14 protein-coding genes are annotated in these 15695 nt (G+C 72.2%); 9 read left to right on the plus strand and 5 right to left on the minus strand.

The genetic code is table 11. The features are described from left to right. Window positions 1-59 precede the first annotated feature (59 nt). Both IE294_RS32410 and IE294_RS32415 read right to left on the minus strand, forming a co-directional pair. Window positions 60-971: a helix-turn-helix domain-containing protein gene (locus tag IE294_RS32410; protein WP_189892019.1), complete on the minus strand. Its 912-nt coding sequence runs from the start codon at window positions 969-971 to the stop codon at window positions 60-62. A 35-nt stretch (window positions 972-1006) separates the two neighbouring features. Next, window positions 1007-1747, minus strand: a complete 741-nt coding sequence (locus IE294_RS32415; protein ID WP_189892021.1) for a peptidoglycan-binding protein — start codon at window positions 1745-1747, stop codon at window positions 1007-1009. 576 nt (window positions 1748-2323) lie between these two features. Here IE294_RS32415 and IE294_RS32420 point away from each other — a divergent pair. Both IE294_RS32420 and IE294_RS32425 read left to right on the plus strand, forming a co-directional pair. Further along, the gene (locus tag IE294_RS32420; RefSeq protein WP_229917481.1) at window positions 2324-3316 is read left to right on the plus strand and encodes a peptidoglycan-binding domain-containing protein; all 993 of its coding nucleotides are present in this window, start codon (window positions 2324-2326) and stop codon (window positions 3314-3316) included. 162 nt (window positions 3317-3478) lie between these two features. After that, window positions 3479-3895: a DUF2690 domain-containing protein gene (locus IE294_RS32425; protein ID WP_189892023.1), complete on the plus strand. Its 417-nt coding sequence runs from the start codon at window positions 3479-3481 to the stop codon at window positions 3893-3895. Between the two features lie 71 nt (window positions 3896-3966). On the opposite strand, the gene IE294_RS32430 is transcribed toward IE294_RS32425, so the two are convergent. The 3 genes from IE294_RS32430 to IE294_RS32440 are packed head-to-tail and all read right to left on the minus strand — an operon-like array spanning window position 3967 to window position 7063. Continuing rightward, window positions 3967-5238 carry a type III PLP-dependent enzyme gene (locus IE294_RS32430; protein WP_189892025.1) on the minus strand — a complete coding sequence of 424 codons (1272 nt, stop codon included), beginning with the start codon at window positions 5236-5238 and terminating at the stop codon, window positions 3967-3969. Between the two features lie 56 nt (window positions 5239-5294). Next, window positions 5295-5627 carry an acyl carrier protein gene (locus IE294_RS32435; RefSeq protein ID WP_189892027.1) on the minus strand — a complete coding sequence of 111 codons (333 nt, stop codon included), beginning with the start codon at window positions 5625-5627 and terminating at the stop codon, window positions 5295-5297. Continuing rightward, on the minus strand, window positions 5624-7063 hold the full coding sequence (locus IE294_RS32440; RefSeq protein ID WP_229917483.1) for an aldehyde dehydrogenase family protein: 1440 nt from the start codon (window positions 7061-7063) through the stop codon (window positions 5624-5626). Before IE294_RS32440 ends, IE294_RS32435 begins: the two co-directional genes overlap by 4 nt. 133 nt (window positions 7064-7196) lie before the next feature. Here IE294_RS32440 and IE294_RS32445 point away from each other — a divergent pair, with 133 nt between their 5' ends. The 7 genes from IE294_RS32445 (at window position 7197) to IE294_RS32475 (ending at window position 15629) form a co-directional block, all read left to right on the plus strand. Then, the gene (locus IE294_RS32445; RefSeq protein ID WP_189892029.1) at window positions 7197-7544 is read left to right on the plus strand and encodes a hypothetical protein; all 348 of its coding nucleotides are present in this window, start codon (window positions 7197-7199) and stop codon (window positions 7542-7544) included. A gap of 60 nt (window positions 7545-7604) precedes the next feature. Further along, complete coding sequence (locus IE294_RS32450; protein ID WP_189892031.1) at window positions 7605-8585, plus strand: NAD-dependent epimerase/dehydratase family protein; 981 nt, start codon at window positions 7605-7607, stop codon at window positions 8583-8585. Next, complete coding sequence (locus tag IE294_RS32455) at window positions 8582-10420, plus strand: beta-galactosidase trimerization domain-containing protein (RefSeq protein ID WP_189892032.1); 1839 nt, start codon at window positions 8582-8584, stop codon at window positions 10418-10420. The genes IE294_RS32450 and IE294_RS32455 overlap by 4 nt, the downstream gene beginning before the upstream one ends. Window positions 10421-10500: 80 nt before the next feature. Then, window positions 10501-11898 (plus strand): preATP grasp domain-containing protein, encoded by a 1398-nt coding sequence (locus IE294_RS32460; protein ID WP_229917484.1) that lies wholly within the window; start codon window positions 10501-10503, stop codon window positions 11896-11898. A gap of 12 nt (window positions 11899-11910) precedes the next feature. Further along, complete coding sequence (locus IE294_RS32465) at window positions 11911-12747, plus strand: 4'-phosphopantetheinyl transferase family protein (protein WP_189892034.1); 837 nt, start codon at window positions 11911-11913, stop codon at window positions 12745-12747. A gap of 22 nt (window positions 12748-12769) precedes the next feature. Continuing rightward, window positions 12770-14314 carry a class I adenylate-forming enzyme family protein gene (locus tag IE294_RS32470; RefSeq protein WP_189892036.1) on the plus strand — a complete coding sequence of 515 codons (1545 nt, stop codon included), beginning with the start codon at window positions 12770-12772 and terminating at the stop codon, window positions 14312-14314. Then, the gene (locus IE294_RS32475) at window positions 14307-15629 is read left to right on the plus strand and encodes a nucleotide sugar dehydrogenase (protein ID WP_189892038.1); all 1323 of its coding nucleotides are present in this window, start codon (window positions 14307-14309) and stop codon (window positions 15627-15629) included. The genes IE294_RS32470 and IE294_RS32475 overlap by 8 nt, the downstream gene beginning before the upstream one ends. Window positions 15630-15695 lie beyond the last annotated feature (66 nt).

The following is a 15695-nucleotide window of genomic DNA, read 5'->3' on the forward strand; positions in this document are numbered from 1 at the left end:
CACAAACGGATCAACGAGGCCCTCGCTTCATGGCCTCCGAAGGTTTCGGACTTACTCATCTAGGGGTTGAAGCACTCTCTGCCGGAACGGTCGGCGGACGCGTAGTAGCAGGCGCGGAGGCGGGAGGGCTGAGGGGCGGCGATCATGGGTGTGGTGACGAGGTCCTCGACGGTGGAGTGCCGCGTCGCCGTGTTGCTGCGGGAGCGCTGGCCCGGAGAACTGATCTCGATGCGGAAGCCGTCGTGGGTGGGCCGGGCACGGATCCAGCCTGCCTGGCACCGGGGGCTGAGGCGCAGTTCGAGGCGGGTCCCGTCCGTCGCGGTGTAGGACGCCAGGGTCTTCGGGTCCTCGCACGCGGTGGTCCTGGGGTCACGGCCGGCACACGACGTCAGCCGGCAGATCGGCGGGAGGGGCGCCGTGGATGCCGGGGCGGCGTTGTGGGACGTGTGGTAGAGCGCGGCCGGAACGATCATCATGGCTGAAGCGAGGAGCACGCCGATCACCGTGACGACGGGGTGTGCGCCGATCCTTTCGGAGGCGGCCAGCAAGAGGGCGTGTACGGGTCCGGGCGTCTGCCGCGCTACCGGCTCCGGAACGGGGCCCGGTGCTCGGAGCGCGGCCTTGCTCGACACGTACCCGGCGGAGGCGGGGAAGACCTCTCCCGGCGCGGTGATGTCCAGGTCACGTCCGCTCCAGACCGCTTCGGCGCGCGCCCACCGTTCCAGGATGCCGGCGTCGGACGACCGCACTGCCAGGCGGAGGGCCTCGACGGCGTGCCGGGGCGGGAACTGCTTGCCGTTGAGGTAGCGCTCCCAGGAGGATTTGCTGATGGCGGTCAACTCGGCCAGTTCCGCCAGCGTCAGTCCGCTGCGGTCCTTCAGTTCCCGCAGCCCCTCGACCAGGCTCGCGCAGGCCTCCGGCAGAGTGGGGGGCAGCGGGCGCGGGCGTGTTCCCTTCGCGTACTTCTTCATCGTCGAAACCCCCGTTCCGGCTTTCCGGTCAGTGATCACCGCGCATGCCGCAGCAGGCGCCAGGTCTCCTCTCCCACGACGCCGTCGGCGGGTATGTGCCCCTGCCCTTGCAGCCGTTCGACCTGGGTCTGTGTGCGGGGCCCGAAGTACCCGTCGACATCGCCCGGGGACAGCTTGTGGCGGAGCAGCAGGCACTGCACCTCCGCGGCGTCCGGACCGGTGCTGTTGAGCATCACCCGACGGGACGACGTGGTGCTGTTCCCGCCGAACAGCAGATCGCCGCGCCGTGTGTAGTGGCACTCGTACTTTCCGGCACCGGAGCCGGACCCCCCTGCGGAACCGGGCGCCGGGCGGTGGGTGTCGAGGACCAGCGCCACGGAGACCACGGCGGAGAAGAGGACCGTTCCCACGGTCAGGGACAATGCCGCGACGCGCATCCGCGGGCCGCCGGTGACCGGGCCGTTCTTCGCCCGTTCCGGCTGGTGCCCGACGGCAGAAGTGCCGTCCTCAGCCGTCTTCCACGTCTTTTCCGCGGCGTCGCGCAACGCCAGCAAGGGACCGGCATCCTCGTCGGCGATCCGGGCCAGCGCCTCGACCGCCGCCGCGGGAGGAAAGGCCGTGCCGTTGAGATATCGGGCCCATGACGAGGCACTGAAATAGGTTTTCGCCTGGAGGGCTTTCAGCGTCAGCCCGCTGTGGTCCTTCAACTGCCGCAGCGTGCTGACGAACCGCCGCCCGTTGTCGTCCAATGACGGGGGCAGTGCTTTCCACCTCACCCTGCTCCTTCCCGCGGTGCCGCTCCTGCCGAGTATGGCCAGTGCCGGCGCTGGTGCGAGGGCTTCCGTAAGTGCACATTTGCGCGCGGACGGATTCCGGTCAGCGGCGGGCCCGGCGCGCCGGGGCGGGGGCCGAGCGCTCCTCGGTCACCGGCGAGAAGCCGAAGGGCTGTCCCGGGACTTCGCAGCGTCGGGCGAATCCGCAGGTGACCGGCCTGAGAAATCCCGGGACGCCGCTGGGTGCCCCATGCGCTGGTGGTGCGGCCATGCCGACGCCATGCTCGTTTCCGGCGCAGATCGCCGCAGACGCCGTGCTGACGTCCGCCGTGAAAGGGGACCTGATCCATGCGTGTTCCGACGCGCACCCGCAGGGCTGTCGTCTTCTCCGCGGCACCCGTCACGCTCAATTGCGCGGCGGACGGCTGTTCGAAGACCTGAAGCAATTCGACCGGTTCTGCCGCAGCGGTCCTTCCGCTGACGGAGTCGTCGGGCCCTACGGGCTGCGATGCGCAGCAGCCGGAAATCCAGTCGGCCGAAATCCAGTCAGCGGAAATCCATGGGAAAGGAATCGAAATCATGCTCACCACCACTCCGAGGCCCCGCCGGAGCCTGGCCGCGTCCGTGCTCCTCGCCACGGCCCTGGCCGCCGGCATCACGGCGGCCGACGTCACCACTGCCGCGGCGACGGCCTTGCCCGGCGCCGCGCGTGCGGGCTCCACCGCCGACACCGCCGTGCGGGCGTCCTGGCCGACGGTCAAGTCCGGCCAGCGCGGCGTGGACGTGGCCACGGTCCAACTGCTGCTGACCGCGCGGGGCTACACGCTCACCGCCGACGGGATCTTCGGTTCGGGTACCGCCGCGAAGGTCAAGGCCTTCCAGCGGGCGAAGCACCTCACCGCCGACGGCATCGTCGGACCCCACACCTGGACCAAGCTGGTCATGACGGTGAAGTCCGGTTCCAGGGGCGCGGGCGTGAAGGCCGTGCAGCGCCAGCTCACCGACAACGGCTACTCCGTCACTGTCGACGGGGTGTTCGGTTCAGGTACCGCCGCGAAGGTGAAGGCATTCCAGCGGGCGAAGCACCTCACCGCCAACGGCGTCGTCGACGTCCAGACCTGGGCCGCCCTGGTGAGGGGCGGAGGCGGCGCCGGTGGCGGCGGCAAGCTCAGTGACGCGCAGGCCGCGGCACGGCTGAGGGCGGCGGGCATCACCCGTTCTTCCTCGGGCAACTGCACCAACCGCCACAACAAGAACTGCACCAGCCTCCAGGACATCCGGGCCCGCACTGTCGACGGGGTCATCGCGCTGAAGCGGAAGAGCGGCTGCCGGATCGTCATCACCGGCGGCACCGAGGTCGGCCACGCGGGGGGTACGTACAGCCACTGGAACGGCTACAAGGTCGATGTGGCCCGCACCTCGTGCGTCACCGACTACATCCACGCGCACTCCAGGAAGCACCACAAGCGCGGTGACGGCGCCTGGGTGTGGCGCGTCACCTCCGGCGGCAGGACGGTCATCGACTACGCCGACGAGAACTGGGCCAACCACTGGGACATCACGTACTACTGATGCCTTCCCGAGGTGCCCGGCCTGCCCCGGATACCGGCCGGGCACCGCCTCTCCCGCCCCGGGCTCCACCCGCCCGCGCAGGCGGTCACCGGGACATTACCCACCACGGCGGCGGCCCCGCCGCCGGCTCCTGACCCCCGATCCGACGTGGAAAGGCATCCCATGAAACACCTCGCAACCGTCCTCCTCGGCACCGGAGCGCTGCTGGCCGGCGGCCTGGTCGCCGCGCCCTCCGCCTCCGCCGCGACCCATTGCCTCGGTTCCTCCTGCAACGGCCTGAACCCCGGCAAGACGACCTGCGCGGACGACGCCCGCACCGTGGCCGAGGGCACCGGTCCGGTCACGGCCATGGAGCTGCGCTACAGCCCCTCGTGCCGGGCCGCCTGGGGCCGCTTCAGGATCAGCGCCCCGTCCGGCTCCAAGATCGTGATCAAGAACAGCCGGGGGAAGCAGTACACGACGTACGGCAGCGGCCACTTCTACAGCGTCATGGTCAGCGACAAGAACGTGAAGGCCTGGGCGTGCGGTACGTGGAAGGCCCGGGGCTCCCACAACGTCGACTGCACCGGAAGCTACTGACGGGCGGCACCGGCCCGGCGGCGGTCCTGCCCGGGTGACTCGGGGTCTGCCCGTCCTGTGCCCCTGTCCCGTCACCGGGGGGCGAAGGCCGGATGCAGGTGCTGGCGGGCCAGCAGGTCCTGTGGACGGTCGCGGTCGCGGACCAGGTACGGGACGCCCTCGTGGACCAGGACCTCGGCAGGACAGCCGTGGCTGAGGAACAGGGTGGGCGAGGCGGTGGGCCCGTACGCGCCGGAACGCAGGATGCCTATGAGGTCCCCGGGGCGCAGGGCGGGCAGTTCCACGTTCTTGCCCAGCAGGTCGTTGGGCGTGCACAGCGGGCCGGTGATCTGCCAGCGTTCGGTGGGAGCGGGAGCCGCGCGGTTCAGCAGCCGCGTGGGGAAGTTCCGTTTGACGAACGATCCGATGCCCACCGCCGCCATGTGGTGGTGGGTGCCACCGTCGGTGACGGCGAAGTTCTCCCCCATGGAGGTCTTGGTGTAGCGGACCCGTGCCATGTAGGTCCCCGCCAGGGCGGTGAGGTAGCGGCCGAGTTCCATGATGACCCGGGTGCCGGTGTGAGCGGCCCGGAAGCGGTTGATGAGGGGCGCGAGGTCGAGTGTGGTCAGGTCCAGGTCGCGTTCGTTGTCGAAGTAGCCGACGCCCAGGCCGCCGCCGATGTCCACGATCTCCAGGGGGAAGCCCAGAGCGGACGCGATCCGGTCGGCCAGTTCCAGGATGCGCGCGGTGTTCTCGGCGACGACCTCCTCGCTCAGGATGCGGGTGCCCATGTAGACGTGGACGCCCATCAGCCGTACACCCGGGTACTTGGCGGCGAGGTCCGGATGGTCCAGGAGTTGCGCCTCGTCGAGGCCGAACTGGCGCGGACGGCCGCCCATCGTCAGCTTCGAACCCTTCACCGTGAAGGAGGGGTTGACGCGCAGGGCCACGTCCACCGTGGTGTTCCTGCGGCGGGCCAGCTCGTCGATCGCCTCCAGCTCGCCGAAGGACTCGCAGACGATGGCGCAGATCCCCGCTTCGACGCAGGCGTCCAGTTCCTCGGAGCTCTTGCCGGGCCCGAGGAAGATGATCTTCTCGGGTGGGATTCCGGCCCGGCGTGCGGTGTGGAGTTCCGTGAGCGAGGAGACCTCGGCGCCCGCGCCGGCGGACGCGAAGACGGCGCAGACCGAGATGTTGGGGTTGGCCTTCAGGGAGAAGAAGACCTCCGCCTCCTCGGGCAGGATTCCCCGGACCGCTGTGAAGTGGTCGGTGAGCACCCGGGAGTCGTAGACGTACAGGGGCGTCCCGAAGGTCTCGGCCAACTCCGTGAAGGCCACGCCCTGCACCGTCAGGCCCTCTGACATGTGAAACCCCTTCGTCCGCATCCGGTCGTCATCCGGTTGGCGACGGCTTGTCCTGGTCACGCGGCGCCGAGCTCGCGCGTGATGGTCGCGGCCAGCCCGGTGGGGGTGGCGTCCTCGAACACCACGGTCAGCAGCTCCGAACCGAGCTGATCGGCCTCGCCGGCGCCGCTGGGCCGGTACCGCTCCGTCAGTCGCGTGATCAGTTCCACGGCGCGCAACGAGTCGCCGCCCTCACGGAAGAAGTCGTCGAACGGTCCGAGCGGGCGGCAGGAGAGAAGCGCACCCATTTCCTCGGAGACGACGGAAACAACGTCCTTCTCTGTGTCACTCACAAAGATCCGAGCCCCTCTCCGGCATCGCCGTCGCGCAGTACACGGATTGCTTGTCATGGCTGACACGACCGGGCCCGCGCTGACCCTCGCTGCCGCTCCACGTGCCGGACCCGCAGCCGTGTGTACTCCAGCAGCCCCCAGTGGCCGTACTCGACGCCGACGCCGGACGATCGTGTTCCGCCGAAGGGGACGTCGTGCCGCAGTTCGCCGTGGGTGTTGACCCAGGTGGTCCCGCAGTCGAGCAGGGCCGCGACCTCGCACGCCGTGGTCTCGTCCCCCCACACCGAGCCACCGAGTCCGAACGGCGTGGCGTTGGCGCGGGCGACCGCCTCGGACACGTCGTCGTAGGCGATCACCGGGATGACGGGACCGAACTGCTCGTCAGCTTCGAGGCGCGTGCCCGCCGGCAGGTCCGTCAGGACGGTGGGTGCGTAGAAGTAGCCGGGCCGGTCGAGCGGGGTTCCGCCGGTGACGACCCGGGCGCCTGCCTGCCGTGCCTGGGTGACCAGCGCGGAGACGTGGTCGCGCTGCTCCCGGCTGACCACCGGGCCCAGGTCGGTGCCGGGCACCGAGCCGTCGCCGATGGTCAGTGCTTCGGCGGCGGCCACCAACGCCTCGACCAGCTGCCCCTGCTGCCGCCGTGACACGTACACCCGCTTGATCGCCGCGCAGAACTGTCCGGCGTTCACCATCGACCGGCGGAAGATCTGCCCGGCCACGGCGGCGAGGTCGGTGTCCGGCAGCACGACGCAGGCGTCGTTGCCGCCGAGTTCCAGCACGACGTGGGTGAAGGACGCGGCCGCGGTCCGCGCGATACGGCGGCCGGAGCCCACCGAGCCGGTGAACGAGACCATGCGCACGTCCCGGTGGCCGGTGAGCGCCGCGCCCACGTCGGCGCCGCCGGAGATGACGCTGAGGACACCGCCGGGCAGACAGGGGCCGATGACCTCCCCCATCCGCAGCGTGGACAGCGGGCACACCGGTGAGGGCTTGAGTACGACGGTGTTCCCGGCCAGCAGCGCGGGCGCGATCTTGACCACCGACAGGATGACCGGGAAGTTCGACGGGGCGACCGCCGCCACCACACCGCGCGGCACCCGTTCGACGACGACGTCGGCACCAGCGTCGTCGGCGGCCCGCTCCGGCGGACCGAGGGTCAGTGCCGCGGTGTGACGGAACCAGTCGCACGCCAACCGCACCTCCGCCGTGGCCTCGTTCAAGGGCTTGCCCTGCTCACGGGTCAGGAGCCCGGCGATCTCCGCGGCGTGCGCGCTCAACGCCGCGCCGCAGTCGCGCAGCAGCCCGCGGCGTGTGTCCTCGCTGAGCGCGCGCCAGGCCGGCCAGGCGGACGCCGCCGCGCCGACCACGGCATCCACTTCGTCAGGGGTGCAGGCCGGGGCGTCGGCGAAGACCTCGCCGAACGCCGGATTCTCCACCGGTATCCGCCCCGAGCCCGCGATCCGGCTGCCGGCCGTCGTCATCGTCACCGTCACCCGTCCAGTGTCGGCAGCCGTGGCCGGCCGGGGGAACTCCTCGTTGTGTCATGCCCTTAGGCGCGCTCGGTGGTGCCTTGCCCGGCGGCCGGGGCCCCGCCAAAGCTGGGGGCCCGGACGAGAAGGGGAGGTCATGTCGCTGCTCGACGCCCACACGGCGGAGGTCCTCGGGATCTCGCGGGGGGCCTGTCCCGGCCTGGTCGGGACCGCCGTCGACGCCCGGCAGGAGCGACGCCCGCACCGGCGCGTCCGCCACCCCGCCGGACCGTGCCCCGTCCGGCTCGTGGACCGTACGGCCGCGGGCACCTGGCACGTCCCACCCGGTCACCTGCTTCCGCGCGCCGTGCGGAGCGGTCGAGCGGGGCTCCGCGCGGACGGCCGGACGCACGCACTGGTGCGCGCGGCGGTGTCCGTCCGCCGTAGCCGGTGCCGTCGGTCCCCGGGCCTCGCCGCCGCGCGCACACCCCGGCACAGCCGCTGACGGCCCCCGTGTGCCAGGAGTTTGTCCAGGGAGCATCAACCGACGACCGGAGGCCGGGCCATGACCGAACGCGTACTGATCACTGGTGGTGCCGGATTCGTGGGACTGCATCTCGCGCGGCGCCTGCTCACGCAGGGCGCCGAGGTGGTCCTGCTCGATGACTTCTCCCGAGGGCGGCGGGACGACGAACTGCTCGCCCTCCAGCGGCACGTGACGGTCGTGGAGCACGATCTGTCCCGTCCGCTCCCTGACGACCTGCTGTCCGGGTCGTTCGACGGCGTCTATCACCTCGCCGGTGTCGTCGGCGTGGCACGTGCCACCCAGTACCCCGCCCAGGTGCTCAACGTGAACCTGCGCGCGGCGCTGCACGTCCTCGACTGGTGCCGCCGTCGGCAGCCGGGCGCCGTGTTCCTCAGCTCCACCAGCGAAGTCGCCGACGGAGCCGCCGCGTTGGGGCTGGTGGACTTCCCCACGTCGGAGGACGGACCCTTCGCGCTGGCCGCCCCGGCTCGGCCGCGTGCCTCGTACGCGTTGAGCAAACTGGTGGCGGAGGTGCTCTTCCGGCAGTGCGCACACGAGTTCCGGGTCAGGGTCGGGCGCTACCACAACATCTACGGCCCCCGCATGGGGTACGAGCACGTCATCCCCGAGTTCATCGAGCGCGGCCTCGGCCGGCTGGACCCCTTCCCCCTGTACGGCGCGACGCAGACCCGGGCGTTCTGCTACATCGACGACGCCGTGGAGGCGACCGTCGCCCTGATGCGGCTGGGCACGGACGAGGCGGTCGTCGCGAACATCGGCAACGACGAGGAGGAGATCGAGATCCGCCGCCTGGCCGACCGTGTCGTGGCACTGTGCGGCTACTCCCCCGCGATGCGGGTCTTCGACGCGCCCTCCGGCTCCCCCCAGCGCCGCCTGCCGGACCTGACGGTGCTCCGGGAGGCGACCGGATACCGGCCGAAGGTCCCCTTGGACGAAGGGCTCCGGCTCACCCACGCGTGGTACGCCGCACACCGGACGCCCGCGGAAGGCCGCCGGTGACCGGGTTCACCGTGCGGGACGGCCGGCTGTGGCGCGACGGGGAGCGGTTCGTCGCGGTGGGGGTGGACTACCACCCGTCGGGAGCGGGCTGCCGCATCTGGACCGACTGGGATCCCGCCGCGATCGAGCGGGACTTGAGGGAGATCGCCGACGCGGGCTTCTCGGCCGTCCGGTTCTTCGTGTTCTGGCGCGACTTCGAACCCGAGCCCGGCCGCTTGCTGCCCGAGGCACTGGCCAGGCTGCGGCACACCGTGGAGTGTGCCGCGAGCGCGGGGCTCGCCTGTGTCGTTTCGCTGTTCACGATCTGGATGAACGGCCAGCTCCTCGATCCCGCCTGGCGGCGCGGCCGGAGCCTGTTCCTGGACGCGGACATGCTCACCCGGCAGGAGGAGTTCGCCGCCGCGGTCGGACGCGAACTGCGCGGTACCACCGCCCTGCTGGCCATCGACCTCGGCGACGAGATCGGCAACGTGTCACCGGATCCGGCGCCGTCCGCGGCGGACGTCGCCGCCTGGCACCACCGACTGGCGGCCGTGCTCCGCCGGGAACTGCCGGGCGTGCTGGTGACACAGGCGAACGACGTCTCCGGTGTGCTCGGCCAGTCGGTGTTCGGGCCCGCCAACTCGGCCGCCCTCGACATGATCTCGGTACACGGGTTCCCGACCTGGTCACCCGGCTCGATCGAGTCGACCGCCGCGTACAAGGCGACGTCCCTCGCCCCCTTCCTCGTGCGCTTCGCCGCCGCGTACGGTGTGCCGTTCGTCGACGAGCTGGGCGCTTACGGCGTCGACGAGGAGGTGGCCGCGCACTACCTGCGAGCTGCCGCGGCCTCCAGCCTGGCGAACGGGGCGGCGGGCGTGCTCGCCTGGTGCTGGCAGGACATCGCGTCCGTCGTCGAGCCCTACTCGCGCCACCCCTCGGAGCGGTTCGTCGGGCTGCGCCACCTGGACGGCACGGCCAAGCCGGCGCTCACCGCGCTGCGGAAGGTGGCCGGGGCGGCGCGGGAGCTGAGCGACGTACGCCGCGGCCGGGCGAGGATCGCGCTCTACGTGCCGGAGCGCACCCGTGCGGGCGGCGCTTCCTACCTGGACCCCGAGCCGGGCACCCTGGCGACGTTCTACGCGCATCTGCTGCTCAAGCGCGCCCACCTCGACGCCGACATCGTCAGCGGCGACCTCGACGGCTACCGCCTGGTGGTGTGTCCGTCGGCCACCATGCTGACGATGACGGACCTGGAACGGCTGCGCCGCCATCTCGACTCGGGCGGGTTCCTCTTCTGCTCGATGGGTGACCGGTTGCACGGCTTCCCCGGCGAGGACATCGCCGGAGCACGACTCGTGGACTTCTCCCTCCTGCCGGACGGGAAGACCGGCTTCCGCTGGGGGGCGGACGCGTGGCCGGTCGACTGGGATGCCGGCCGGGCGCCCGCCGTCACCGTCCGCACGACGACGGGGACGTGCCTGGGGCGCTTCGGTGACGGCACACCGGCACTCGTCCTGAACGAGGTGGGCGAGGGCCGGGTGCTGTTCTGCGCGGCGCCGTTCGAGCGCCAGCTCGACCGGCCGGGCCGGCTCACCTCCGGCAACGCCGAACACCTCTACCGGCGCGTGGCCGAGCTGGCCGGGATCCCCGCGGACGTCGACTGCGCCGATCCGGACGTCGAGATCGTTCCTGACGGCACGGACCGCCCGCGACGCGCCGTCGTCATCAACCATGGCACCGCTCCCGCCCGAGTGGACCTGGTCTGGCGCGCGGGCCGGCAGCACGTACGCGTGCCGGTGAGCGTCGGCGCCAAGGACTGGTGCGTCGTGGACCGCCCGGCGACGGCCGGGTGACCCGGGGCGACCGGCTGCCCACCGTGCGGACCTCCCCGTCCGCACCTGAAGCGAGCACGTGAGTGAAAGGAGTGGTTCCCGTGCGGACACTGTCCGACCCCGTTCTTGCCGGGCTGCGGACCGCGCTCACCGGAGCGCCCGACCGGCCGCTCGTCCTGGTCGGGAACTTCGAGGTGGAGGAGCACTGGGGCGCCTCGGAGCCCGGCCTGCCCCACATGGCCATGAACGGCAGCCGCGCCATCGTCAACCACATGGACGAGCTGGCCCTGTCGCTCGCCGGAGCGGGCGACTACGTCCTGCTCAAGGCGGCACCCGACCCGGAGTTCCTGGCCTACCTGCACGACCTCGGCCTGGCCGTCCCCACCGTGCTGACGCCCCGCGCGCAGGACCCGGTGCGCACCGTCACGCAGGACGCGCTGGCAGACCCGGACCTGCTCGACACCCTGCGCGGCCTCGCCGCGGTCCGCGCCCATCTGTGGGCCCACGGCATCTCCGAGGACGAGGAGCGGCTGACCGTCGGCTGCGGGCTGCGGGCGGCCGGTCCGACGGCCGCTGTCTGCAAGCGCGTCAACAGCAAGATCTACAGCCGTCTCACCGCGGACCGCCTCGGGATACCCCAGCCGGCCGGGATGGTCTGCCGGGACGCGGACGAGTTCGACGCCGCGTGCGAACGGGCCGCCTCCTGGCTCGGTGCCGGCCGTCCCGTGGTGCTCAAGGACGCCTACGGGGTCTCCGGGAAGGGCCTCCTCGTGGTGCGGGACGAGGCCAGGCTCCGCCAGGTGCGGCGCCTGATCGCGCGGCGCGCGCAGCGCTCCGGCAACCGGCGCCTCGCACTGGTCATGGAGGAGTGGCTGCCCAAACGCACCGATCTCAACTACCAGTTCACCGTCGGACGCGACGGCTCCGTGCGGTACGACTTCGTCAAGGAGGCCCTGACCGAGGGCGGCGCCCACCAGGGCCACCGGATGCCGGTCCGGCTGACCGGGGCCCAGTCGGACGGAGTCCGCGAGGCGGCACACGCGCTGGGCGGGGCCCTGGCCGCCGACGGCTACTTCGGCGTCGTCGGCGTCGACGGCCTGATCACCGAGGACGACCGGCTGTACCCCGTGCTGGAGATCAACGCGCGCAACAACATGTCCACGTACCAGGAACGGCTCAGGGCGATGTTCTTCGACGCGGACCAGACCGCTCTCGCCAAGCGCTATCCGGTACGGCTTCGGCGCAGGCTGCCGTTCGGTGAGTTGCGCACCCTCCTGGACGGCCTCCTGCTCGTGGACGGGAGCGACGGCGGCGTGCTGATCAACTGCTTCGCCACGGTCAACGCGGGCGAGCCGGCCGGCAGGTCCGCGGCGGGAGAGACCTTCGAGGGGCGTCTGTACGCCGTCGTGGTGGCCGGCTCGCCGAGCCGGGCCGAGGCACTGGACCGGGAACTGGCGCGGCGACTCGGGACACTCGCCGGCAGCCCGGTGACCGGGTGAGGCGGGCAGCGGATGTGGGATGACGGTGACCTCCTCGCCGTCCGCGAGCGCCCGCCTTCCGCCCGCGAAGTGCACATCTGGACCATCGCCCCGGACGCACCGCCGGAGGTCGCCGCCCGGCTCGCCACCGTCCTGGACGCGGCGGCGCGCAGGCGCTGCTCCGGCCTCCCCGACCCGCGCCGTGCGCGGTCGTTCGTCGCCGTGCACGGCGCCGTGCGCGTGATCCTCGGCAGGTACCGGGGAACGGCTCCGGCCCGCTTGGGGCTGCGCGCCGGAAGGTGGGGCAAGCCGGAGCTGGTGGACGGCGGCGGGCTGCGGTTCAGCCTCACGCACTCGGGCGGCGCGGTGCTCCTCGCGGTCACCGGCGGTGGCCGGGACGTGGGCGTCGACATCGAGGGGGGACGTCCCGGCGGCGCGGCCGAAGCACTCGCCGCCCGCTACTTCCCGCCGTACGAGAGCGCGCTGGTGGCCTCGGCCGCGCCGGGGCGGCGACGGGACACCAGCCTCCGGTTGTGGACCCGGAAGGAGGCGTGCGTGAAGGCGGCGGGCGCCCGTCTCGCGCTGGGACTCGGCCTGCCGGTCGCGGGGGACGGCGACGTACGGCTCGTCGACGACCCCACCGGACGGCTGCCCGCGCCCTGGCTGGTACGCGACCTCGACGCCCCGGCCGGATACCGGGCCGCGGTCGCGATGGCCGGCCCCGAACCGTACGCCGTGCGCCGAAGGCGGTTGCGCCCCTCGGACCTCGCGTGCCACCTCGGCACAGCGCCAGGCCCGGCGGGCGGCGATCCGGGCCCGAGCGCCGCAAACCGCTTCGTCGACCTCACCGAAGGAGAGACCCAGCCTTGAATCCGCACAACGGACCGCGCCCATGACGCACGCGCCGACAGCCGTCTGTGAGCTGTACACCGCCCTGTGCCGGCACCGGGACGCGGCGCCGGACGCGGTCGCCCTGCGGACGGCGACGGCGAACGGCCGGCACCGGACGCTCACCCGGGCCGAGTTCTGCGCCGACGTGCTGTCCGTCGCCGCGGGCGGCCGGATCTCGGCGGACCGGTCACCGGTCGTCGTACGGGTGGACGGCAGCGCCGAGAGCATCGTGACCGTCGTCGGACTCGCCCTGACGGGGGCGGACCTCCTGCTGATCGAGGAGGAGAGTTCCTACCTCGCCGACCCGGGATCGGCGCTGCGCCGGCTCGCACCGTCGACCGTGGTGGGGCCCCCGGCCACGGCGCCGGACGTGCCCGACCCGAGCACGTACCTCACCTACGAGGAGTGCCGTGGCGAGTTCCGGCGCCTGGCCGCCGGCCGGGACGGCGAGATCCTCCAGATGACGTCCGGTTCGACCGGCGAACCACGGGTCGTACGGCAGCCGTTGCGCCATGTGCTGCGGGGTGCCCGCACCTACGGGGACGTCCTGCGGCTCGGCCCCGGGGACACCCTGCTCACGGCTGTGCCGGCGGCCCACTCCTTCGGCCTCGTCGGGGGGCTGATGGCCTCCCTGGTGTCGGGAGCCGGCCTCTGGGCGCTGCCCCGGTTCGGGCTCCGGCCGCTGCTGGAGGGGCTCGACGCGGGTGCCACGGTGCTGCTGGGCACGCCGCTGGTCTACGAGTTGCTGATCCGTGTGCTCCGGACGCGGAACCGGCCCCCGGCGCTCCGGGTCGCGCTGTCCTCGGGGGGACCGCTCGCCCCGACGGTGGCGGCCGAGGCCGCGAGCGGCCTCGGAGTGCCGGTCCGGCAGATCTACGGGAGCACGGAGACCGGACTCATCGCCGTCCAGCCCGGCCACACCGAGGCCTGGCCCGCGAACGCCGTGGGCGTGGCCGCGCCCGGGGTCGGCCTGCGCGTCGAGCCGCCCGGCGGTGAGGGTGAGCTCCTGGTGCGGACGCCGACGCTCCTGTCGGGCTATGCGGCGGAACCGGGAGGCCCCCCGCTCACCGAGGACGGCTTCTACCGGACCGGCGACGTGGCGAGGATCGACGCCGATGGACGCGTCTTCCTGATCGGACGCAAGAGCACCTTCGTCAACGTCGGGGGCAGGAAGGTCAACCCCCGGCGCATCGAGCGGATCCTCGCCGAACACCCCGCCGTACGGGAGGTCTACGTCCACGGAGTGGCCGCGCCGGGGGCGGAGGAACACATGGAGGCGGTGGTCGTACCCGACCCGGGGACGACGGTCGCGGACCTCGCCCGGTTCTGCCGTACGCGCGGGCTGCTGCCCTACGAGGTCCCGCACCGTTTCCACGTCGTGGACCGGCTGCCGCGTACCTCGATGGGCAAGGTCGACCGCCGCCGCGTGCGCGCCGCGACCGCCGGCACCGCGACCGACGCAGCCACCGGCCCCACCACGTCCGTACCGGCCGCACAGGGCCGGACAACCGAGCCCAGCGGGAGCGAGGACCAAGACCATGAGTGACTCAAGCGCGCGGCGGGACACCCCCCTTGTCGCCGTCATCGGACTGGGATACGTCGGACTGACACTGGCGGTGTCCCTGGCCCGTGCCGGGGCGCGGGTCGTGGGCGTCGAGACGAACCCGCGGGTACGCACGGCGCTCGCCGCGAAACAGCCCCCGCTGTTCGAGCCGGGAGTGGCCGAACTGCTCCGCACGCTGCCGGAGGACCGTTTCAGGGTGGTCGACGCCCTCCCCGACGGCGGCCCGGACGCCGTCGTCATCTGCGTGGGCACCGCCGTCGACCCGGAGACCAAACGCCCCGACCTGCGCCATCTGGAGGCGGCCGTCGAACACACCGTGGCCCATGTCGCGGAGGACACCTTGGTGGTCGTGCGCAGCACGGTGCCGGTGGGCACCTGCCGGCAGCACGTCCTCCCGCGTTTGCGCGAGCGGGTGCGCCGACCGCTCCTGGCCTTCTGCCCGGAGCGGACGATCCAGGGCCGGGCGCTCGAAGAGCTCTCCTCGCTGCCCCAGGTGATCGGCGGCGTCGACGAGCGTTCCGCGGCCCGCGCGGAAGAGTTGTTCGCCCTCGTCTCCGCGGACCGGGTGGTCGTCTCGGCCCTTGAGCCGGCGGAGATGGTGAAGCTGGTGTGCAACGCGCACACCGACCTCATCTACGGTTTCGGGAACGAGATCGCCCTGATGGCCGACGCCCTCGGTGTCGACGGCAACGAGGTAGTCGCCGCGGCGAACCTGCGCTATCCCCGCCCCGACCTGTCCCGGCCCGGGACCGTGGGGGGAAGTTGTCTCACCAAGGACCCCTACCTGCTGATCCACGGCGCGCAGGCGGCCGGGTACCACCCGCCGATGGTGCGGGCCGCCCGTGCCGTCAACGAGCGTGTGCCGCAGTTCGTCGCCGATCACGTGTTGAAGGCCCTGGCCGAGAAGGGCCGACCGCCGAAGGAGGCCAAGGTCTTCGTCTGCGGCATGGCGTACAAGGGCCGGCCCGAGACCGACGACGTACGGGGAACGGCGGCGGTCGAGATCGCCCGGGCCCTGCGCGGCCGGGTCGGCGCCCTGACCGGCCACGACTTCGTCGTCAGCGAGGAGAGGACCGCGGGGCTCGGGTTCGAACCGGTCGGTGTCCCCGAGGGACTGGACGGCGCGGACGCGCTGGTGCTCCTCGTGGATCATCCCCGCTACGCGGAGCGGATCGGCATCGACGCGATCAGGGCCGGTATGCGCGCGCCGGCCCTGGTCTTCGACGTGTGGGGGGTACTGGCCCCGGCGCTCCAGGACGCCGAGGGCGTCGCGTACAAGAGGTTCGGGAGCGGCTGAGGCGGCGGGGCGGGGGCCGTCTGCCGCCGGGAGGTGTCCCGGCGGCAGACGGCCCCCGCCGTCCGT

Origin of the sequence: Streptomyces canarius (assembly GCF_014650735.1) — a bacterium.
Taxonomy (GTDB): domain Bacteria; phylum Actinomycetota; class Actinomycetes; order Streptomycetales; family Streptomycetaceae; genus Streptomyces; species Streptomyces olivaceoviridis.